We start from the raw sequence: 20,798 nt of genomic DNA, 5'->3' as shown, positions 1-20,798 counted from the left end.
CTGGCGTCGCCAGTATCGGGCAGTCGTCATGCCCCCGAAACCCGTCAGGGTTTCTGGGGCATCTTTATCGGCTCAGAGAGCCGCGCCGAACTTCTCGACGGCGAGCGTCACGCGCGCGGTCAGCGGCGCGATGGTCTGCTCGGTCAGCTTCAGCGAGGCGTCGGTGATGCGGCCGGTCTCGGCAACCGCCTTCTCCATCAGCGAGCGGGCGAAACCGGTCTGCAGGTCCACCGCTTCCTTGACCGACTTCACGCCGGCGAGCGCCTTGGTCATCGCGACGGTTTCCTCAACCGAATTCTGCGTGGTGCTGGCGATCTGCTTCGAGATGCCCTGCATGCCGGAAGCGAAGATCTGGCTCGCCTTCACCAGCGCCTCGAAATTGCCCTGGCCGAACGCCATCATCTCTTCGGTGGTCTTCATCGCCTTCACAACCTGCTCCTTCATCTTGGCCTGCTGGGTCTCGAAACCCTTGGCGGCGTTTTCCATGCCCTCCTTCATCGAAGCCAGGGTCTTCTCGAACCCGGCCGCGACCTGGGCCTTCGTCGCCTCCACAGCCGCCTCGGCGGTGTTCTGGGCGGTATCGGCAGCTTTTGCCTTTGTCGTCATCGCTATCCACTCCTTGTCAGTCCGTTGCAACGATTGCCGGCGCCCGCAGGCACCCAATCTTGGCTGTCGCCACTTTCGTCTCAGGAAGAAACACGACGGCCAAAAGTCCCGCACGCACGTTGATAGTGCAGTGCAACATCGCCGATCTAGGCGCTATCGAAGACGGAGTCAAACTTTTTTTGTGCATCGCACAATGACAAATCGGGGACGGAACGACCGGGCCGGGCACCGAGATCGGCGCCCGACAACGCAACATCCACCATTAACCCTTTGGCTTTTTTATTAATTTCATTATTTCAACTGGACAGGCGGGAAAAATCATCCTATCCGACGCATGAGGTATCGTTCATGTTCGGGAGATCGATATGGGTTTTGCCGGGTTGCGTGATCGCGCGGGAGGCGTCCTGAAGCGCTGCGCGGGCATTGCCATTGGCGGCGCCGGCGCGGCCGCCCTGCTGGCCGCGCCGGCGGCGAAGGCGTATGCGCATCACCACCGACCCTACCGGCACATCACCCCGATCGCGGCGGCGGCCACCGGGTCCGGCCCGCTCGCCCCGGGGATCGACTGGGTGGTGATGGACGCCGCGACCGGCAAGATCATCTCCGAGAACAACGCCTACAACATCCGCTATCCCGCCAGCCTGACCAAGCTGATGACGCTCGACCTCGCCTTCACCGCGCTCAAGGACGGGCGGCTGCGCATGAACACGGCGCTGCCGGTCAGCGCCGCGGCGGCCGCGGTCCAGCCGGTGAAGCTCAATCTCGTGGCCGGGCAGACCGTGACCGTCCGCCAGGCCATGCTCGGCATGACCACGCTCTCCGCCAACGATGCGGCGACCGCGCTCGGCCAGTATCTCGGCAATGGCAGCATCCGCCGCGTCGCCGCCGAAATGACCGCGCACGCCCACGCCATCGGCATGCAGCGCAGCGTCTTTCGCAACCCCTCCGGCCTGCCCGACCCCGGCCAGGTGACCGACGCCTACGACATGGCGATCCTCGCCCGCCATCTGCTGCTCGACTATCCGCAATACCGCTACCTCTTCTCGGTTCCGAGCTTCCGCTTCGAAGGCCGCACCATCCCCAATATCGATGGCATGCTCAAGCGCTACGACGGCGCGATCGGCATGAAAACCGGCTTCACCAACCTCGCCCGGTTCAATCTCGTCACCGCCGCGGTGCGCAACGGCCACATGCTGATCGGCGTGGAAATGCACGCCCCATCCTGGATCGTGGCCTATGACAACATGGCCCATCTGCTCGATGCCGGGTTCGCGGCCGAAGGCGGCGCGCCGGCGATGGTGGTGGCCGCCAACGCCCCGGCGAGGTCGCCGGCCCCGCCCGCCGCCATCCGTCATCCCGCCGCGGCCCCGGCGCCGGCCGCGCCCCGGCTCGCGCATCTCGCCCGGCCGGCCCCGAATCACCTGCGCCTCGCCGCGGCCGCCCCCGTCACGCACCGCGCCAGCGTCACGCGCGACATCGTCCCCGGCTGGACCGCGCAGGTCGGCGCCTATGACAGTTACAGCCTCGCCCGGCGGCAGGCCCTGCTCGTGCGCGGCCAGCATCGCGTCGGCATCGCCCGCGTCGGCAGCACACTCGTCCACCGCCGCCGCGTCTGGCGCGCCCAGATCGCCGGGCTCGACCACCGGAGCGCGAGGATGGTCTGCGACGATCTCAAGCGCGCCCACCAGTCCTGCTTCATCATCCCGCCGGGCAACGAAAGCCTGGCGATGCGCTGACCTCGCGGCGGCGCCGCTTACCGCCGCTCACCGCCCAGCCGGAGCGCCAGCAGCCCTGGCGCCGCGACAACCAGCATCAGCGCGTTCCAGAGCATGAACTCCAGGTTCAGCACGCCGGAGATGACGGCGCTGGCCACCGCGCCGGCCGCCAGCAGCGCGCTTGGCAGCCAGTCCCGCCAGCTCCGCGATGCCGGCCAGTCGCCGCGGGCAAGCCGCCAGGCCGCGATCACGACCGGCACCGCAAACACCGGGAACGGCGCATCGCGATAGCGCGGATCGAACACCAGCCCCGCCTGCACGATGACCGCCGCCGCCACGAACAGGAACCAGAGGTGGTCGAACAGCCGCCGGCCCCAGTCGGCCAGACCCGCCTTGCCGAACAGGCTCGCGCGCAGCAGCAGCACCGTCGCCGCCCCATCCGCCGCCGGCGTCGCCGCGCCGCGCGAGGCCCGGCGCAGGGCGGCCAGCGCCAGGGCGAGCTGCGCCGGCAGGTTCACCGCGGCGCAGATCAGCAGGGATTCGTCATACAGAACATGATGCGTGATCGCCCAGGCATAGACCAGCGCATTGCCAAGCCCGAAGGCGAGCGCGAGGCCGGATGCCGCCGCCATCCCGCCGAGCAGCGCGAAAACCACCGACAGCGCGATCCCCGCTCCGGCATAAAGCGGCCAGTGCGGCATCTCCACCACCGGCCCGGAGAGCGGGAATTTCGGCGCCCGCCCGGCGGACCAGATACCCCAGTTCGCGCCGGCGATCCCCTCGTCGTGATATTTCCAATGCTGATCGAACGCCTCGATCAGGTTGTAATCCACATGCGCGCGATCGGCGAGGCTGACGAAGCGCCGCAGGAACACCGCCTCGTTGACCCGCGAGGGGGCGGCATCCGCCCGCCATCGCCCCCGGCTCGGCCAGCCGGTCTCGCCCACCGAAATCGTCTTGCCCGGAAACAGACGCTCGGCCTTGCGGATGGTCCGCCCGATCCGCGCGATCGCGCCATTCACCCCCACCGGGTGGTTCTGCCAGTAGGGCAGCAGATGGATCATCACGACATCGACATGCCTGGCAACTTGCGGAAACTCGAACCAGAAGCTCGCCACATCCGCATAGGCCACTTTCTGCTTCACCCGGGCGCGCACATGGTCGATGTCGCGGATCAGTTCCCCCACCGACAGATCGCGCCGGAGCAGCACCTCGTTGCCGACGACGACGCGGGTGATCGTGTGCGGATGCGCGTTCGCCGCGGCGATCCCCGCCGCCATCTCCCGCGCATTGTCCTTCGCGTTCGGCCCGAGCCAGATCCCGGCCCAGACCTTCAGCCCCGCCCGCTTCGCCAGCGCGCCGATATCGAAATCCCCCTCGATCGAGGAATAGGTGCGGATGCCGCGCGCATGGCGCGCGATCAGGCGCAGATCCTGCGCCACCTCGGCGGCGGAGGCGAAGGTTTTCGTCAGCGGCGACTGGCCATTGCGGAACGGCGCGTAGGAGACCGAGTTGAACCGCGCATCGGGCATGGCGACACCGCCGGCACGCGGCCGGTTCGGCAGGTACCACGCGGCGACGCTCAGCAGGCCGAGCAGAAAGATCACGTAAGGTCTTGCGGTGCGCATGGTCCGTGCGCTTACAGGAGGCTCCACCGGCAGACCAGAGGCGGCTCATGAGCATCGACGGGCTCGACGACACGACGATCGCGCGCATCCTGACGAACACGCGGCGGATCGCGCTGGTCGGCGCCTCGGCCAACCCGTCCCGCCCCTCGAACGAGGTGCTCGGCGCGCTGCTCCGCCTCGGCTACGACGTCACCCCGGTCAATCCCGGCCTCGCCGGCACCAGGCTGCACGGGCGAGTGGTCGCCGCCTCGCTCGACGATGCCGCCCCGCTCGACATGGTCGAGCTGTTCCGCGCCTCCGAACGGGTGCTGCCGGCGGTGCGCGACGCGATCCGCCTCGGCGCGAAGACGATCTGGATGCAGCTCGGCGTGGCGAACGAGGAGGCCGCCGCCCTCGCCCGCGCCGCCGGGCTCGTCGTGGTGATGAACCGCTGCCCGCTGATCGAGCGCCCGCGGCTCGGCCTCACTCCTTGAACGACGCGGCCGGATAGCCCTGGGCGAAGAGCAGCGCGCGCAGGTCGCCATGCTCGACGCGCACCGCCGCCGCCTCGGCGAGGATCGGCTTCGCGTGATACGCCACCCCCAGCCCGGCATCGGCGATCATCGCGAGATCGTTCGCCCCGTCGCCCACCGCCAGCGTCGCCGACAGCTTCACCCCGCGCGTCGCCGCCAGTTCGTGCAGCGCCGCGCGCTTGGCGTCGCGGTCCAGCACCGGCTCGGCGACGCGGCCGATCAGCCGGGAACCGTCATCGAGCAGCTCGTTGGCGCGATGCGTGTCGAACCCGACCTCCGCCGCCACCCGGCTGGTGAACCAGGTGAACCCGCCCGAAACCAGCGCCGTCACCGCGCCATGCGCGCGCATCGTCGCGACCAGCGCGCGCGCCCCCGGCATGATCGCGGTGCGCCGCCAGGTGCGCTCCAGCGCCGCCACGTCGAGCCCCTCCAGCAGGGCGACGCGCTCGCGCAGCGCATCGGCGAAATCCAGCTCCCCCGCCATCGAGCGCGCGGTGATCGCGGCAACGCGCTCGCCAATCCCCGCCTCCGCCGCCAGCTCGTCGAGCGTTTCCGAGGTGACGATCGTGCTGTCCATGTCGGCCACCAGCACCGCCTTGCGCCGCCCGCGATCCCTGACGCACATCACATCCACCGGCGCATTGTCGAGCGCCGCGCGCACCAGGGCGAAATCGGGCGGGTTCATGCACGGAATTTCGGCGGCCTCGCCGGGCGAAAGCCAGGCCGGCGCGCCGCCGGCGGCCAGTTCGCGCACCCGCGCCACCATCGTATCGGTCAACGTCACCTTGTCGCGCGCCGCGACCAGCACCAGAACGAATTTCATGACCCAGTCGCCTAGAGCAAGTTCCGCCTCCCCGGCAAGGCCGCTGCTGATCGTCGCCGGCCCCACCGCCTCGGGCAAGTCGGCCCTCGCCCTCGCCGCAGCACAGCGCTTCGGCGGCACGATCATCAACGCCGACGCGATGCAATGCTATGCCGACTGGCGGATCATCACCGCCCGCCCCTCGCCGGCGGACGAGGCGGCGGCGCCGCACCGCCTCTATGGCGTGCGGGCGCTGGAAGACGCGGTCGATGCCGCCTGGTGGCGCGGCCGGGCGCTGGCCGAGCTGGAGGCGGCGGCGCTGCCGATCCTGTGCGGCGGCACCGGCATGTATCTCTCGGCGCTGGTCAACGGCATCGCCCCGATCCCCGATCCCGGGCCGCAGGCGCGGGCGGCGGCGCGGCAGATGCTCGCGGCGGATGGCCCGGCCGCGCTGCACGCCTGGCTTGCGTCGCGCGATCCGGCCACGGCGGCGAAGCTGCGGCCGAGCGACCCCCAGCGCCTCGCCCGCGCCGCCGAGGTGCTGCTCGGCACCGGGCGCGGCCTCGCCGCCTGGCACGCCGCACCGCGCGACGGTCTCAACGGATACCGCGTCATGCTGCTGCTGCTCGACCCGCCCCGCCTTGCGCTGCGCGAGGCGATCGCGGCGCGCTTCGCCGCGATGCTCGCCGCGGGCGCGCTGGCGGAAGTCGCCGCCGTCACCGCCCGCCACCCCGATCCCGCGCTGCCCGGCCTGCGCGCCCACGGCGTGCCGGAATTGCGGGCGCATCTCGCCGGCGAGATCGGCCTCGATGAGGCCGCCGCCCGCGCCATCGCCGCCACCATCGCCTACACGAAACGCCAGGCCACCTGGTTCCGCCACCAGAAACTGGCAGATCAGCGCGATACGCATACGATCAGTTCACGTTTTACCGATTCCGCGCAATTTTCCGAAAGCACGCTCGGCAATATCATTTCATTTATTAATGGGCCGGGTTGACGCAGCGCAGCGGACCGGGCTAGGCCTGCTCCGCGATCGCACATGATGGGGATATGAACGCCGTGAACAATTCCGTCGCTTCCGGAGCCGAAACCCTTCTCCGCGCGCTCAAGGCGCAGGGGGTCGAGGTCATTTTCGGCTATCCGGGCGGTGCCGTGCTGCCGATCTACGATGCGCTGTTCCAGCAGAACGCGATCCGCCATATCCTGGTCCGCCACGAACAGGCGGCGGTTCACGCGGCGGAAGGCTATGCCCGCTCGACCGGCAAGGTCGGCGTCGTCCTCGTCACCTCCGGCCCCGGCGCCACCAACGCCGTCACCGGCCTGGTCGACGCGCTGATGGACAGCATTCCCGTCGTCTGCCTCACCGGCCAGGTGCCGACCCACCTGATCGGCAACGACGCCTTCCAGGAAGCCGACACCACCGGCATCACCCGTCAGGCCACCAAGCACAATTATCTGGTCAAGCGCTCGGACGATCTCGCCCGCATCGTGCACGAGGCGTTCCACGTCGCGCGGACCGGCCGGCCCGGCCCCGTGCTGATCGACCTGCCGAAGGACATCCTCATCAATCCGGCGCCCTATACCGAGGCGCCGGACGGCCCGCACCGCTCCTACCGCCCGCGCACCGAGCCCGATCTTTCCCACGTCGCCGCGGCGGTGAAGCTGCTCAAGGGCGCGCGTCGGCCGATCATCTACACCGGCGGCGGGCTGATCAATGCCGGCCCCGAATCGGCCGAACTGATCGTCGCGTTCGCGAAGCTGACGGGCGCGCCCGTCACCTCGACGCTGATGGGCCTCGGCGCCTTCCCGGCCTCGAACCCGGCCTTTCTCGGCATGCTCGGCATGCACGGCACCTACGAGGCCAACCTCGCGATGCATGGCTGCGACGTGATGCTGAACATCGGCGCCCGGTTCGACGACCGCGTGACCGGCCGGCTCAACGCCTTCGCCCCGCATTCGAAGAAAATCCACATCGACATCGACCCCTCGAACATCAACAAGAACGTGGTGGTCGACATCGCCATCGCCGCCGACGCGACCGAGGCGCTGCGCGCCCTCATCGCCGCCTGGAAGCAGGATGACGCCCGGCAGGACAGTGCAGCGCTCGCCGAATGGTGGCGCATGATCGAGACCTGGCGCGAGAAGGACTCGCTGCGCTTCACCCAGAGCTTCGAGACCGGCGCGATCATCAAGCCACAGCACGCCATCCGCCGGCTGTGGGAAAAGACCCAGGGCCGCGAAACCTATGTCACGACCGAGGTGGGCCAGCACCAGATGTGGGCGGCCCAGCATTTCCGCTTCGACAAGCCGAACCGCTGGATGACCTCGGGCGGCCTCGGCACGATGGGCTACGGCCTGCCCGCGGCGATGGGCGTGCAGATCGCCCATCCCGACGCGCTGGTGATCGACATCGCCGGCGAGGCCAGCATCCTGATGAACATCCAGGAGATGGGCACGCTCGCGCAATACCGCCTGCCGGTGAAGATCTTCATCCTCAACAACGAATACATGGGCATGGTCCGCCAGTGGCAGGAATTGCTGCATGGCGGCCGCTATTCCGAGAGCTATTCCGCCGCCCTGCCCGATTTCGTGCGCCTCGCCGAGAGCTTCCACGCCGTCGGCCTGCGCGCCGAGAGCATCGACGATCTCGACCGGGTGATCGACGAGATGCTGGCGACCGACCGCCCGGTGATCGCGGACATCCATGTCGACCGCGCGGAGAACTGCTTCCCGATGATCCCCTCGGGGGCGGCGCACAACGAGATGATCCTCGGGCCGGAACACGAGGCGAGCGCCGCCGGCATCACCGATGAGGGGCTCGTGCTCGTCTGAGCCCCGCCATCGCCGCCGAGATCCCGAGACACCGAACCTGAAAGAGCCGACATGAACGCCATCGTCCAGGAACCCATGCGCGCCGCCACGATCTCCGTGCTGGTCGAGAACGAGTCCGGCGTTCTCGCGCGCGTCATCGGCCTGTTTTCAGGTCGCGGCTACAATATCGACAGCCTGACCGTCGCCCCCGTCGAGGACGACCGGCGCAAGAGCCGCATCACCGTCGTCACCTCCGGCACCGAGCTGGTGATCCAGCAGATCAAGGCGCAGCTCGATCGCCTCGTGCCGGTCTACCGGGTGTCCGACCTCTCCGCCGAAGGGCCGCACATCGCCCGCGAACTCGCCCTCATCAAGGTGATCTGCGGCGGCGAGAAGCGGCTGGAAACGCTGCGCCTCGCCGATGCGTTCCGCGCCCGCGTGATCGACGCGACGACCGAAAGCTTCGTCTTCGAACTCACCGGCGCGACCGACAAGCTCGACGCGTTCCTCGAACTGATGCGCCCGCTCGGCCTCGCCGAGGTCTCGCGCACCGGCGTCGCCGCCATCGCCCGCGGCACCCGCACGATCTGACGGCGCCGCCGGCCCGCGCCGCCGGCCCACGCCAACGAAAAAGGCCTCATCCGCTCCCGCCGGATGAGGCCCGCCCGAAAGACCGGTTCACGAAACACGGCAAAACCCGGCCCGCCTGGGCCGGGTCGTGCCGCAACCGCCCTACTTGCCGCTCAGCGTCTTGAGATAGGCGACCACATCGGCGCGGTCCGTCGCATTCGGCATGCCCATATAGGGCATCTTGGTGCCCGGCACGTCCGCCTGCGGATTGGCGAGGAATTTGGAAAGCGTGTCCGCGTTCCAGACGATGCCGGAATGCTTCAGCGCCGGCGAGAACTGGAACCCCGCGCTCGCCGCCGCCTTGGCACCATAGATCCCCGCCAGCGAAGGCCCGATCCCGTTCTGCCCCGCCTTGGCGCTGTGGCACGCCGCGCACTGGGCCTGAAACAACGCCTCGCCATGCGCGACATTCGCCGCATGCGCCCCGGCGATGCTCAGGGCACCGGCAGCCAGGGCAAGGATGGTTAAGGATTTCATGTGCAGTCTCTCCTGTCCGGCACCCGCCCCCCTGGGCGGGTGCGTCATGTTCGTCAGAAAGCCAGCCACACGCCCGCAAAGAGCGTATCGTTCGCCTGCGCGTTCGTTCCCGCGCCATCATAGTTGCGCACACTGCCGTTGAATACAGGGTAGATCGTGTTTTCAACGAAGAGTTTCGCATTCAGCCACGGCAGCCATTTCGGCCCGCCATTGTTGAACGGATAGTAATCGAGTTCCGTCGTCCAGGCATTGCTGTTCGGCTTGCCATTGGCACTGCTCGTATACTCGCCCGCATCGGCGTTGCCATAGATCGTGTTGAACGATTCCGTGATCCCGTATTTCTGATAGATCAGGTCGGAAACCGTGATCGTCGCGACATTGAGGCTGTCGGCCCGGTTGCTGGCGGCACCCGGCGCCCATTCCTGCGATTCGTGAACCAGGTTGGCCTGCACCGAGAAGGCCTGGTTCTGCGTGATGTACTGGAACTGGGAGTCGGCGGCGATGTCGAAGAACCGGTTCGTCGGCCCGCTGGCGACGCCGGTCGGATAGGTTCGGTCCATCAGCGCGTAGGTGCCGACCTCGATCGAGGAATTGCCCCACTGGTGCTGCACGGCGAGCCGCACATAGGGTGCTACGCCATCGATCTTCACCCCGCCCCCGGCGCCGAGCGCGTAGCCCAGCCGCTGCGGCAGCGATTTGTAAAGATCCGCCTCGGCATAGATCATGTCCGCCGGCGTCACGTTCAGCGCGCCATAGACGCCGATGCCATAGACCGATTGCGCGAGCGAGGCGATCTGCTGTGCCGCGGCCGGCGCGTTGGCGAGGCCCGAGGGGATATACGGATACCCCCAGCTCGGCGGCGTGTTCCACAGATCGGTGACACCCGGATTGTTGTTGAGCGTGACACCCCAGAACAGCGGATGGCCGAACAGCTTGCCCGGCCGGGCGAGGCGGATATCGGTATTGTCCCAGCTCCACTGCCGGGCCACGCCATCATAGGTGACCTGCACGAACGCGCCGAGCCCGATCGCCGAATCCAGCGCGCCGCCATAGAACAGGCTGGTCTGCTGCGCCGCCCAGGCGTCGTTCGACTTGAAGCCTGGCTGCAACCCGCCCGGTATCTTGTCGTGCTGCTGGGTCCAGCCGATCTGCGACATCGCCGCGAAATTCTTCCAGGTCGGGAACATGCCGCCGGCGATATAGCCCTCGAGCTTGAAATCCCGCCCATATGGGGTCAGCTGCGGAAAGCCGATATGACAGGCCGAGCAGGGCTCTCCGGTCTGCGCCGCGAAGGCGGGAATGGCATAGGCGGCGCCCGGCGCCGCCAGCGATGCCGCGGCGACCATGCCAGCCGCAGCCGCCAGGCGCCAGGAACCATGATGTGACCGGGGTTTCATGTGCAGTCTCCCGTTGACTTTCATTCAGTGACGATGCCGGGGGTATCAGGGCCGAACCGCGCGGTCGTTGATCGAGATCAATATTGTGACGGCTTGTTTCATGGTGTTGCAGATAAGGCACCATTGCCGCGGTCCCGGCGCGCGCCCTACACCTTGCGGCGTGCGAATCGATCTTCCCTTCCCGCCGCCCGCTGCCGCCGCCGATCCCGAATCGATGCTGCGCCGCGTCTTCGGCCATGGCGGTTTCCGCGGCAGCCAGCGCGACGTCGTCGAGCATGTGATCGCCGGCCACGATGCGCTGGTGCTGATGCCGACCGGCGGGGGCAAGTCGGTCTGCTACCAGCTGCCCGCCCTCTGCCGGCCGGGTGTCGGCATCGTGGTCTCGCCGCTGATCGCGCTGATGCGCAACCAGGTCGAGGCGATCCGCCAGCTCGGCGTGCGCGCGGCCTCGTTCAATTCGACCCAGAGCCCGGCGGAACGGATGGAGGTGCGCCGGGCCCTGCGCGCGGGCGAGCTGGACCTGCTCTATGTCGCCCCCGAGCGGCTGGTCACCGAGGAGTTCCTCGCCCTGCTCGAACCGGTGCGGATCGCCCTGTTCGCGATCGACGAGGCCCATTGCGTCAGCCAGTGGGGGCACGATTTCCGGCCGGAATACCTCCAGCTCGCGACCATCGGCGCGCGCTTCCCCGGCGTGCCGCGGGTCGCGCTGACCGCGACGGCCGACCCGCAGACCCGGGACGACATCGCGCGCCGCCTCGGCCTCGGCGGCGCGCGCCTGTTCCTCTCCAGCTTCGACCGCCCCAACCTGACCTACGCCATCACCCCGAAAACCGAGCCGCGGCGCCAGCTTCTCGGTTTCCTGCGCGCCCATCCGGGCGAGAGCGGAATCGTCTACTGTCTCAGCCGCGCCGCGGTCGAGGACACCGCAACCTGGCTCTGCGGCCAGGGCCTGCGCGCCCTGCCCTACCATGCGGTCTCGCCGCCGAAACGCGCAACCGCAACCAGGACGCCTTCCTCGCCGACGAGGGGCTGATCCTGGTCGCGACCATCGCCTTCGGCATGGGGATCGACAAGCCGGACATCCGCTTCGTCGCGCATCTCGACCTGCCGTCGAGCCTCGAAGCCTATTACCAGGAAACCGGCCGCGCCGGCCGCGACGGCGCGCCGGCCGAAACCCTGATGCTCTATGGCATGCAGGACGTCACACTGCGCCGGCGGATGATCGACCAGGGCGACGCGCCGGACGAGGTCAAGCGCGTCGCCCGCGCCAAGCTCGACGCGCTGCTCGGCGTCTGCGAAACCGCAGGCTGCCGGCGGCGGGCGATCCTCGCCCATTTCGGCGAGGCCTATCCGCGCGATTGCGGCCAGTGCGACAATTGCCGCCAGCCGGTCGAGACGTGGGACGGCACCGAGGCCGCGCGCAAGGCGCTCTCCGCCATGCTGCGCACCGGCCAGCGCTTCGGCGCCGGCCACCTGATCGACATCCTGCGCGGCACCGGGACCGAACGGATCCACCAGCTCGGCCATGACCGCCTGCCCACCTTCGGCGTCGGCGCCGATCTCGACCGCCGCCAATGGGGCTCGGTGTTCCGCCAGCTGATCGTCGCCGGGCTGATCGAGGTCGATCACGACGCCCATGGCGCGCTGTTCGCCACCCCCGCGCCCGCCCGGTGCTGCGCGGCGAGGAATCGCTCCGCCTGCGCCGCGACCCCGCCGGCACGCGCCAGACCACACGGCGCGGCGCCGTCCCGCCGGATTCCGCCACCGACTCCCCCGCCTTCGCCGCCTTGCGCGAATGGCGGCGCGACACCGCGCGGGCGCAGCAGGTGCCGGCCTATGTCATTTTCCACGACGCGACACTGGCCGCCCTCGCCGCCGCGCATCCGCGCGACCGCAGCGACCTCGCGACCGTCCCCGGCATCGGCGCGAGCAAGATCGAGCGCTATGGCGATGCCGTGCTCGCCGTGCTCGCCGGCGTGCGCGGCTGAACCCCGCCCCCGCGCGACAGCCGCCCCTGCCACAGCCACCCTTGCCACGCCACCCGCCCGCGGCTTAGCCTCCGGCCCGACAGAGCACGACCTCCGGCCCGGAAGTCTCGGAACGTGCCCTGAAAACCAGAGCCCCCGACGGAGACAGTCCATGACGGTCAAGAGCCACCACCCGGAAACCCTCGCCCTGCACGCCGGCTGGCGCGCCGACCCCACGACCGGCTCGGTCGCGGTGCCGATCCACCAGACCACCTCCTACCAGTTCAACAGCACCGAACATGCCGCCAACCTGTTCGCGCTCTCCGAGCTCGGCAACATCTATACCCGCATCATGAACCCGACGACGGACGTGCTCGAACAGCGCCTCGCCGCGATCGAGGGCGGCGTCGCGGCCCTTGCCGTCGCCTCCGGCCAGGCCGCCTCGGCCAGCGCGATCCGCACGCTGACCCGCGCGGGCGAGAATGTCGTCGCCTCCACCGATCTCTACGGCGGCACCTGGAACCTCTTCGCCAACACGCTGCGCGACCAGGGGATCGAGATCCGCTTCGTCGACCCGACCGACCCCGAGAATTTCCGCCGCGCGACCGATGACAAGACCCGCGCCTACTACGCCGAAACCCTGCCCAACCCGAAGCTCGCGGTCTTCCCCATCGCCGAGGTCGCGGCGATCGGCCGCCCGCTCGGCATCCCGCTGATCATGGACAACACCGCCGCCCCGCTGCTCTGCCGTCCCTTCGACCACGGCGCGGCCATCGTGGTCTATTCCGCCACCAAATATATCGGCGGCCACGGCACCTCGATCGGCGGGATGATCATCGATTCCGGCAATTTCGACTGGGCGGCGCAGCCCGAGCGCCAGCCGCTGCTGAACGCGCCCGACCCCTCCTATCACGGCGCCGTCTGGGTCGAGGCGGTCAAGCCGCTCGGCCCCATCGCCTACATCATCCGCGCCCGCACCGTGATCCTGCGCGACGAGGGTGCGGCGCTCTCGCCGTTCAACGCCTTCCAGCTCATCCAGGGGCTGGAGACGCTGCCGCTGCGCATCGCGCGGCATTGCGAGAACGCCGAGAAAGTCGTCGATTTCCTCTCCAGCCATCCCGACGTCGTGCGGGTGATCCATCCCAGCGTCGCCACCGGCGAGGCGCGGCGGCGGGCGGAAACCTACCTCACCGGCGGCAACGGCGCGCTGGTCGGCTTCGAGCTGACCGGCGGCGCCGCATCGGGGCGGAAATTCATCGAGGCGCTGCGGATGTTCTACCACGTCGCCAATATCGGCGACGCCCGCAGCCTCGCCATCCACCCCGCCAGCACCACCCACTCCCAGCTCTCGGCCGAGGAACAGGCGGCCACCGGCGTTACGCCCGGCTATGTCCGGCTGTCGATCGGCCTCGAACACATCGAGGACATCATCGCCGATCTGGATCAGGCGCTGGCCGCCGCGCGCTGAGCTTCAGTATCCCGATGTCGCGGGCCGGATCGCCGATCCGGCCCGCGATCCTTCACGACCCCGCCCGCGCCCGCTCGGCCATTTCGCGCACATTCGCCGACAAGGCGGGGGCGGCCAGAATCTCATCCAGCGCGCCCCGCATCAGCGCCTGCCGCGCCGGGTCGAAGCGCCGCCAGTTCGCGAACACGTCGATGCAGCGCGCCGCGATCTGCCGGTTCACCTGGTCGACCTCGCCGATCATCCGCGCCACCAGCGCATAGCCGCGCCCCGACGAATCGTGGAACCAGCGCTGGTTGCCCGCCCCGAACGCCTGCACCAGGGCGCGGAAGCGGTTGGGGTTGCGCAGGTCGAAATCGGCGTGCCGGGTCAGCGCCTCGACGCGGTCCAGCGTGTCCGGCGCCGCCGCCATCGCCTGGATGCGGAACCACTTGTCGCCCACCAGCGCATCGCCGCGCCAGCGCGCGTGAAACGCCGCCAGCGCCACATCGCGCGCCGGCGTCGCGGTATCGGCGAGCAGCGCCAGCGCGCCCAGCCGCACGGTCATGGTCGGCGCGGTCTCGAAGCGGCGCTGCGCCACCTCCAGCACCGCCGCCGGGTCCGCCGCCATCAGATAGGCCAGCGCGACATTGCCGAGCGCCCGCCGCCCCATGCTCGCCGGATCGAGGCTGAACGGCGCCGATGGGTCCTCCACCCCGCACAGTGAAGCGAAGCGGTCCCGCAGCCGCCGGCCGATTGCCGCCCGCGTCGTCTCCAGCGCGTCATGGATCGCATCCGGATCGATCACCGCCATCCGATCCGCCAGCACGTCCTTGCCCGGCAGCGACAATATCCGTGCCGCGAGCGCCGGCGCCTCCGTCGCGAGGTCGAGGGCCGCCGCCATCGCCGCCACCAGCGCCGGATCGGTCGCCACTGCCTCGCCGCGCTGCAATGCGGCGATCGCGTCGAGCAGCGCCCGCGTCGCATATTCCTGCCCAGCCTCCCAGCGGCTGAACCCGTCGGTATCGTGCGCGGCAAGCCGTGCGAGCCCGGCCGCCTCGTGCCCCGAGAGCTTCACCGGCGCCGAGAACCCGCGCAGCAGCGAGGGCACCGGCGGGGCGGCGACCTCCTCGAACACGAAGCGCTGCTCCGCCGCGCGCAACAGCAGCAGCCGCGTGCCTGCATGCGCCGCGTCCTCGCCTTCCAGCCGGGCGGCAAGCTCCGCGCCATCCGGCCCGATCAGCCCCATCGCCACCGGAATGAGAAACGGTTCCTTGCGCGCCTGTCCCGGCGTCGGCGCCGTCATCTGCCGCAATGTGAGCGTATAGCGCCGCGCCGCCGCGTCGTAGTCGCCCTCGAACCGCAATTGCGGCGTGCCGGCCTGCTCGTACCAGCGCATGAACTGCGAAAAATCGAACCCCGATTCCTCGCCCATCGCGGCCACGAAATCCTCGATCGTCGCCGCCGCATTGTCGTTGCGGGCGATATAAAGGTCGAAGCCGCGGCGGAACGCCTCGTGGCCGATGATCGTGCGGATCATCCGCACCACCTCCGCCCCCTTCTCATAGACGGTCGCGGTGTAGAAATTGTCGATCTTGCGATAGGCGGCGGGGCGGACGGGGTGCGCCAGCGGCCCGGCATCCTCGGCGAACTGCCGGGCGCGCAGCATCTTCACGTCGTCGATCCGCGACAGCGCCGCATCGGTGGTCGCCGCACCGTATTCCTGGTCGCGGAACACGGTCAGCCCCTCCTTGAGCGAGAGCTGAAACCAGTCCCGGCAGGTCACCCGGTCGCCGGTCCAGTTGTGGAAATATTCATGCGCGATCACCCGGTCGATCCGCTGATAATCCGCATCCGTCGCGGTGTCCGGCCGGGCGAGCACGAGGGCGGTGTTGAAGATGTTGAGCCCCTTGTTCTCCATCGCCCCCATGTTGAAGTCGGCAACGGCGGCGATGTTGAAAATGTCGAGGTCGTATTCGAGGCCGAACGCCTCCTCGTCCCAGCGCATCGCCCGCTTGAGGCAGGCCATCGCGTGGTCCACCTTGTCCTCGTCGCCGCGGCGAACATGGATGCCGAGCTGCACCTGCCGCCCCGACCGGGTGACGAATTCATCATGCGCCGACACAAGGTCGCCCGCGACCAGCGCGAACAGATAGGACGGCTTGGGATGCGGGTCCTCCCATTTCGCCCAGTGCCGCCCGTCCGGCAGCACCCGCGATCGACCGGATTGCCGTTGGAGAGCAGCAGCGGGCAGCGCGCCGGATCGGCGATCAGCGTCGCGGTGTAGCGGGCCATCACGTCCGGCCGGTCGGGGAAGAAGGTGATGCGGCGAAACCCCTCTGCCTCGCACTGGGTGAAGAAATCCCCGCCCGAGACATACAGCCCCGAAAGCTCGGAATTGCGCTCCGGCGCGATGATCACCTCGGTATCCAGGGTGAACTCGTCCGGCACGTCGCGAATGACGAGGCCATGATCGCCCAGCGCGTAGCGATTGGCGCCGAGCGCCTCGCCGTCGAGCAGCACCGATCGCAGGTCGAGCGCCTCGCCATCGAGTTCCAGCGGCGCATCCGCGATCCCGTGCGCCGCGTTGCGCCGCAGCGTCAGGCTGGCGCGCACCCGCGTCGCCGCCGGATCGAGATCGAAGATGAGATCGACGCTATCGACCAGAAAAGCCGGCGGCCGGTATTCGTCGAGGCGGCGCGGGGCGGCGTCGGGCAGCGGGACGGGACGTTCGGCCATCTTTGTCTCCTTGCGAATGCCCCCTTATCTGGCCCGCCGGCTGCCGGCGCGCAAATCGCTCCACCTCCCCGAATTGCCCCGAGCGGGACTCCGACCTGCCCGGCGGATGGTTGCATAAGCCGCATCACGACCTATGATTTTGTAAATATTACGCGGGACGCCACGCTCCCTCCCGCATTGCGCACGGGATACATGAACGGCACCGCGGACGACCTCTCCCTCTCGCTGCACCAGAGCATCCACGAGATCCCGGCGCCGGACTGGGATGCGCTCGCCGGCGGCAACCCGTTCGTCAGCCACGCCTTTCTCTCCGCCCTGGAAGACAGCGCCTCGGTCGGCGGCGACAGCGGCTGGTATCCCCAGCACGCGGCGCTGCGCGACGGCACGGGCCGCCTGCTCGGCGCCGCCCCCGCCTATGTGAAAGCCCATTCCTACGGCGAATACGTGTTCGATCACGGCTGGGCCAACGCCTTCGAGCGCGCCGGCGGGCGCTATTACCCGAAGCTGCAAGTCGCCGCCCCGTTCAGCCCGGTCCCCGGCCCGCGCCTGCTGATGGCCGACGGCCTGCCCCCGTCGCTCCTCGCCCGCGGCCTCGAAATCGCCGCCGAGCGGCTCGGCTGCTCCTCGATCCACGCCACCTTCTGCACCGAGGCGGAATGGCACGCGCTGGGCGAGGCCGGCTGGCTGCGGCGCATGGGCGTGCAATATCACTGGCACAACCGCGGCTATGCCGCGTTCGAGGATTTCCTCGCCGCCCTGTCCTCGCGCAAGCGCAAGGCGATCCGCCGCGAGCGGCGCGACGCCCAGGCGGGGCTCGAAATCCGCGCCCTGCGCGGCAGCGAGATGGGTCGGCGCGAATGGGCCGCCTTCTACAATTTCTACCTCTCCACCGTCGACCGCAAATGGGGCGGCGCCTACCTCACCGAGCGCTTCTTCCCCCTGCTCGGCGAGCGCCTCGGCGATGCGGTGGTGATGATGATGGCCTTCCGCGCCGGCCGCCCGATCGCCGGCGCGCTCAACCTGCGCGGCCGGGACGCGCTCTACGGCCGCAACTGGGGTGCCGTGGAAGACATCCCCTTCCTGCATTTCGAACTCTGCTACTACCAGGCGATCGACTACGCGATCGGCGCCGGCCTCGCCCGCGTCGAGGCCGGCGCCCAGGGCCAGCACAAGATCCAGCGCGGCTACCTGCCGAGCCGCACCTATTCCGCGCACTGGATCGGCCATCCCGGCCTCAGCGACGCCGTGGCGCGGTTTCTCGACGCCGAGCGCCCGGCGGTGGAGGAGGAAATGGCGATGCTCGGCGAGCAATCCCCCTATCGCAGCGATCTTTCGCCGTGATCGCGGCCTATGCGGCGCTGGCCGCCTCGATGGTGATCGTCGGCGGCAATGTCGTCCTGCTCAAACTGCTGGCCGCCCACCTGCCGACCTTCCCGCTGCTGTTCATGCGGACGGGCTTCGCGACATTGTGCCTTGCCCCGCTGGTCGCACCCCGCCTGCCGGCGCCGCGCACGCTGGCCATCCTGTTCATGCAGGCGGCGTGCGGCACGCTGCTCTACAACGGCATGATGGTCGCCGGGCTGAAACTCACCGGCGCGGTGCAGGCCGGGCTGGTCCTCGCCAGCCTGCCGGCGGTGATCGCGCTCGGCGCCGCGCTGTTCCTGCGCGAGCATCTGCGGCCGCTGCAATGGGCGGCGGTGGTGCTGGCGGGCGTCGGCATCGCCGCCCTCGCGCGCGGCGGCGGCGGCTTCAGCCTGCTGGGCGACGCGCTGATCTTCGGCGCGGTCTGCGGCGAGGCCGGATACGCGCTGTTCGCCCGCCGCGCCGCCGGCCTGCTCCCGGTGATGCAGGCCACTTTCTGGATGCAGGCCTGCGGCGCCGCGATGACCGCCCCGCTCGCCATCGCCGGTTTCGGGCAGGTCCACTTCACCTGGACGATCGCCGGATTGCTGCTGGTCAACAGCCTCACCTCCAGCGTGCTCGCGGTGATCCTGTGGTATCACGGCATGCGGCGGGTCCAGGCCGGCATCGCTGGCACCTTCACCGCCCTGCTGCCCGCCACCGCCACGCTGATGGGCGTGCTCGTTCTCGCCGAACCGTTCACACGGGGCGATGCGATGGGCTTCGCCGCCCTGTTCGTCTCGATGGTGCTCATCCTCCGCCCGCAGCGCCGCCGCCCCGCCCGCGAACCGGCAGACGCCTGACCCCCGACATTAGCATGATGTCCGATCCCGGCGGATCGGACAGGCCCCCCTGCCGCCCATGATGAACGGCAAGGTTGTAAACCCCGATTTTGTCATGGCAGATTCACGGACCGGTTTCCTCCGATGCAAAACTGCATTAGGGTTTGTTCATAAACTGTCATGGGGGCACGTAAAATGAGTGGAAAATCGGGTGTCAAACTCAAGCGGGATGCGGGTATCATCGGCCTGCTCTTCGCGAGTCTAGGCGGCATCATTGGCTCGAGCTGGCTGTTCGGCCCGCTTCACGCCGCCAAGGATGCCGGTCCGGCGGCGATCTTCGCCTGGCTGATCGGCGGTGTCGCGGTCCTGCTGCTGGGCTTCGTCTATGCCGAGCTGGCCACGGCCTTCCCGCGCGGCGGCGCGGTGATCGCCTTCCCGAAACTCTCGCACGGCAACCTGATGGCCGTGATCATGAGCTTCGTGGTGTTTCTCGGCTATGTCTCCGTGCCGCCCGCCGAAGCCTCGGCGGTCATCACCTATGGCAACAACTACATCCCCGGCCTGGTCGACAAATCCGGCGTGCTCACCGGCTTCGGCTTCTTCGCCTCGCTGATCCTGATGCTGGTCTTCACCGGCATCAACGCGCTGGCGGTGCGCCTCGTGCTGACGGTCAACAGCGCGCTGACCTGGTGGAAACTCGCGGTCCCGGCGCTGACGGTGATCGTGCTGATCATCGCCGGCTTCCATCCCGGCAATTTCTCGGCCCACGGCTTCGCCCCGCACGGCACGGCCGGCGTGTTCTCGGCCGTGGCCACATCCGGCGTCATCTTCGCCTATCTCGGCTTCCGCCAGGCGGTGGAACTCGCCGGCGAATCGAGCAACCCGCGCCGTAACCTGCCCATCGCCATCGTCGGCTCGGTCGCCATCGCGCTGGTGCTCTATGTCGGCCTGCAGGTCGCCTTCATCGGCGCGCTCCGCCCGTCCGACCTCGCCAAGGGGTGGGATGCGCTGACCTTCGCCGGCGCCTCCGGCCCGTTCGCCGGTCTCGCCACCATCGTCGGCGCCACCTGGCTCGCCATCCTGCTCTATATCGACAGCGTGGTTTCGCCCGCCGGCACCGGCATCATCTACTTCACCACCACCTCGCGCGTGGTCTACGCCACCGGCCAGGAAGGGCTGCTCGGCGGGCAGACCTTCGCGAAACTGTCCAAGGTGGGCGTGCCGATCGGCGGCCTGATCATGACGCTGATCGTCGGCGTCTTCTTCATGTTCCCCTTCCCGTCCTGGCAGAAGATCATCGGCTTCATCTCCTCGGCCTCGGTGCTCTCCTACGGCACCGGCCCGATCGTGCTGCTGACCCTGCGCAAGACCATGCCGGTCGAACAATACAAGCGGCCCTACCAGCTGCCCGGCGGCACGCTGGTCTCGACCCTCGCCTTCATCATCTCCAACTTCATCGTGTTCTGGAGCGGCGCTTCGACCGACAACTTCCTGTTCGGCATCATCCTCCTCTTCACGATCGTCTATGTCGGCTACGAGGCGACGATGGGCGAAGGGCTCGGCAACCTGCACTGGCGCGGCGCGTGGTGGCTGGCGCCGTATTTCTTCGGCCTGTGGCTCATCACCTATCTCGGCCCGAAGAACCTGACCGGCGGCACCGGCACGTTCTCCAACCTCGTCGCCTCGATCATCCTGATCGTCTTCAGCCTGATCGTCATCCAGGTCGCGGTGAATTCCGGCTCGCCCGATCCGGAAGAAGCGAAAGCGACGATCCTCGCCGGCGAACCCGAAGTCTTCGGCGCCGACTGACCGCGCAACCCGGCCCCTGCGGGCCGGACCACGCACCTGACTGAGACCGCCAAGGCGGATGGGGCCTCCCCCATCCGC

General features: G+C 68.8%; 14 protein-coding genes and 2 pseudogenes. 10 read left to right on the top strand and 6 right to left on the bottom strand.

Annotation, left to right across the window (positions count from 1 at the left end; all coding sequences use genetic code 11):
* Positions 1 to 72 precede the first annotated feature (72 nt).
* Complete coding sequence (locus tag ACIDOCELLA78_RS93480; protein ID WP_201729417.1) at positions 73 to 606, bottom strand: phasin family protein; 534 nt, start codon at positions 604 to 606, stop codon at positions 73 to 75.
* Positions 607 to 971: 365 nt separating this feature from the next.
* Here ACIDOCELLA78_RS93480 and ACIDOCELLA78_RS93475 point away from each other — a divergent pair, with 365 nt between their 5' ends.
* Entirely contained in the window at positions 972 to 2,342 is a 1,371-nt protein-coding gene (locus ACIDOCELLA78_RS93475) for a D-alanyl-D-alanine carboxypeptidase (RefSeq protein WP_201729416.1), read from the top strand.
* Between the two features lie 17 nt (positions 2,343 to 2,359).
* Here ACIDOCELLA78_RS93475 and ACIDOCELLA78_RS93470 read toward each other — a convergent pair whose 3' ends face one another.
* Entirely contained in the window at positions 2,360 to 3,949 is a 1,590-nt protein-coding gene (locus ACIDOCELLA78_RS93470) for a glycoside hydrolase (RefSeq protein WP_201729415.1), read from the bottom strand.
* Between the two features lie 47 nt (positions 3,950 to 3,996).
* Here ACIDOCELLA78_RS93470 and ACIDOCELLA78_RS93465 point away from each other — a divergent pair, with 47 nt between their 5' ends.
* Entirely contained in the window at positions 3,997 to 4,422 is a 426-nt protein-coding gene (locus tag ACIDOCELLA78_RS93465; protein WP_201729414.1) for a CoA-binding protein, read from the top strand.
* On the opposite strand, the gene serB is transcribed toward ACIDOCELLA78_RS93465, so the two are convergent.
* Positions 4,412 to 5,284: a phosphoserine phosphatase SerB gene (gene serB / locus ACIDOCELLA78_RS93460; RefSeq protein WP_201729413.1), complete on the bottom strand. Its 873-nt coding sequence runs from the start codon at positions 5,282 to 5,284 to the stop codon at positions 4,412 to 4,414. The two genes, ACIDOCELLA78_RS93465 and serB, sit on opposite strands and share 11 nt — an antisense overlap.
* On the opposite strand from serB, the gene miaA reads away from it, so the two are divergent.
* Genes miaA through ilvN form a run of 3 tightly spaced genes read left to right on the top strand, consistent with a single transcriptional unit; the run spans position 5,283 to position 8,665 of the window.
* A complete protein-coding gene (miaA, locus tag ACIDOCELLA78_RS93455; RefSeq protein WP_201729412.1) occupies positions 5,283 to 6,260 on the top strand; it encodes a tRNA (adenosine(37)-N6)-dimethylallyltransferase MiaA in 978 nt (325 codons plus the stop codon). The two genes, serB and miaA, sit on opposite strands and share 2 nt — an antisense overlap.
* Before the next feature lie 53 nt (positions 6,261 to 6,313).
* Positions 6,314 to 8,095 carry an acetolactate synthase 3 large subunit gene (locus ACIDOCELLA78_RS93450; RefSeq protein WP_201729411.1) on the top strand — a complete coding sequence of 594 codons (1,782 nt, stop codon included), beginning with the start codon at positions 6,314 to 6,316 and terminating at the stop codon, positions 8,093 to 8,095.
* 51 nt (positions 8,096 to 8,146) lie between these two features.
* Positions 8,147 to 8,665 carry an acetolactate synthase small subunit gene (ilvN, locus tag ACIDOCELLA78_RS93445; protein WP_201729410.1) on the top strand — a complete coding sequence of 173 codons (519 nt, stop codon included), beginning with the start codon at positions 8,147 to 8,149 and terminating at the stop codon, positions 8,663 to 8,665.
* A 141-nt stretch (positions 8,666 to 8,806) separates the two neighbouring features.
* Here ilvN and ACIDOCELLA78_RS93440 read toward each other — a convergent pair whose 3' ends face one another.
* Both ACIDOCELLA78_RS93440 and ACIDOCELLA78_RS93435 read right to left on the bottom strand, forming a co-directional pair.
* The gene (locus ACIDOCELLA78_RS93440; RefSeq protein WP_201729409.1) at positions 8,807 to 9,181 is read right to left on the bottom strand and encodes a c-type cytochrome; all 375 of its coding nucleotides are present in this window, start codon (positions 9,179 to 9,181) and stop codon (positions 8,807 to 8,809) included.
* A gap of 53 nt (positions 9,182 to 9,234) precedes the next feature.
* Entirely contained in the window at positions 9,235 to 10,578 is a 1,344-nt protein-coding gene (locus ACIDOCELLA78_RS93435; protein WP_201729408.1) for a hypothetical protein, read from the bottom strand.
* A 160-nt stretch (positions 10,579 to 10,738) separates the two neighbouring features.
* On the opposite strand from ACIDOCELLA78_RS93435, the pseudogene recQ reads away from it, so the two are divergent.
* Both recQ and ACIDOCELLA78_RS93425 read left to right on the top strand, forming a co-directional pair.
* Positions 10,739 to 12,566 (top strand): annotated as a pseudogene (gene recQ / locus ACIDOCELLA78_RS93430) (DNA helicase RecQ).
* Positions 12,567 to 12,717: 151 nt separating this feature from the next.
* Positions 12,718 to 14,013, top strand: coding sequence for an O-acetylhomoserine aminocarboxypropyltransferase/cysteine synthase family protein (locus ACIDOCELLA78_RS93425; protein WP_201729407.1), 1,296 nt, complete (start codon positions 12,718 to 12,720; stop codon positions 14,011 to 14,013).
* A gap of 52 nt (positions 14,014 to 14,065) precedes the next feature.
* On the opposite strand, the pseudogene pepN reads toward ACIDOCELLA78_RS93425, so the two are convergent.
* Positions 14,066 to 16,728 (bottom strand): annotated as a pseudogene (gene pepN / locus ACIDOCELLA78_RS93420) (aminopeptidase N).
* Positions 16,729 to 16,920: 192 nt separating this feature from the next.
* Between pepN and ACIDOCELLA78_RS93415 the strand changes: the two are divergent.
* The 3 genes from ACIDOCELLA78_RS93415 (at position 16,921) to ACIDOCELLA78_RS93405 (ending at position 20,720) form a co-directional block, all read left to right on the top strand.
* Positions 16,921 to 18,069, top strand: a complete 1,149-nt coding sequence (locus ACIDOCELLA78_RS93415) for a GNAT family N-acetyltransferase (RefSeq protein WP_201729406.1) — start codon at positions 16,921 to 16,923, stop codon at positions 18,067 to 18,069.
* The gene (locus tag ACIDOCELLA78_RS93410) at positions 18,066 to 18,932 is read left to right on the top strand and encodes a DMT family transporter (protein WP_201729405.1); all 867 of its coding nucleotides are present in this window, start codon (positions 18,066 to 18,068) and stop codon (positions 18,930 to 18,932) included. Before ACIDOCELLA78_RS93415 ends, ACIDOCELLA78_RS93410 begins: the two co-directional genes overlap by 4 nt.
* 174 nt (positions 18,933 to 19,106) lie before the next feature.
* Positions 19,107 to 20,720, top strand: a complete 1,614-nt coding sequence (locus tag ACIDOCELLA78_RS93405) for an APC family permease (RefSeq protein ID WP_201729404.1) — start codon at positions 19,107 to 19,109, stop codon at positions 20,718 to 20,720.
* Positions 20,721 to 20,798 lie beyond the last annotated feature (78 nt).

Source organism: Acidocella sp. C78 (assembly GCF_907164655.1).
This window is presented reverse-complemented; position numbering and strand designations above follow the sequence as displayed.

Excerpts from the sequence above, each read along its gene's own strand:
- ACIDOCELLA78_RS93480 (WP_201729417.1), bottom strand. The coding sequence starts at position 606 with ATGACGACAAAGGCAAAAGCTGCCGATACCGCCCAGAACACCGCCGAG.
- ACIDOCELLA78_RS93475 (WP_201729416.1), top strand. The coding sequence starts at position 972 with ATGGGTTTTGCCGGGTTGCGTGATCGCGCGGGAGGCGTCCTGAAGCGC.
- ACIDOCELLA78_RS93470 (WP_201729415.1), bottom strand. The coding sequence starts at position 3,949 with ATGCGCACCGCAAGACCTTACGTGATCTTTCTGCTCGGCCTGCTGAGC.
- ACIDOCELLA78_RS93465 (WP_201729414.1), top strand. The coding sequence starts at position 3,997 with ATGAGCATCGACGGGCTCGACGACACGACGATCGCGCGCATCCTGACG.
- miaA (WP_201729412.1), top strand. The coding sequence starts at position 5,283 with ATGACCCAGTCGCCTAGAGCAAGTTCCGCCTCCCCGGCAAGGCCGCTG.
- serB (WP_201729413.1), bottom strand. The coding sequence starts at position 5,284 with ATGAAATTCGTTCTGGTGCTGGTCGCGGCGCGCGACAAGGTGACGTTG.
- ACIDOCELLA78_RS93450 (WP_201729411.1), top strand. The coding sequence starts at position 6,314 with ATGAACGCCGTGAACAATTCCGTCGCTTCCGGAGCCGAAACCCTTCTC.
- ilvN (WP_201729410.1), top strand. The coding sequence starts at position 8,147 with ATGAACGCCATCGTCCAGGAACCCATGCGCGCCGCCACGATCTCCGTG.
- ACIDOCELLA78_RS93440 (WP_201729409.1), bottom strand. The coding sequence starts at position 9,181 with ATGAAATCCTTAACCATCCTTGCCCTGGCTGCCGGTGCCCTGAGCATC.
- ACIDOCELLA78_RS93435 (WP_201729408.1), bottom strand. The coding sequence starts at position 10,578 with ATGAAACCCCGGTCACATCATGGTTCCTGGCGCCTGGCGGCTGCGGCT.
- ACIDOCELLA78_RS93425 (WP_201729407.1), top strand. The coding sequence starts at position 12,718 with ATGACGGTCAAGAGCCACCACCCGGAAACCCTCGCCCTGCACGCCGGC.
- ACIDOCELLA78_RS93415 (WP_201729406.1), top strand. The coding sequence starts at position 16,921 with ATGAACGGCACCGCGGACGACCTCTCCCTCTCGCTGCACCAGAGCATC.
- ACIDOCELLA78_RS93405 (WP_201729404.1), top strand. The coding sequence starts at position 19,107 with ATGAGTGGAAAATCGGGTGTCAAACTCAAGCGGGATGCGGGTATCATC.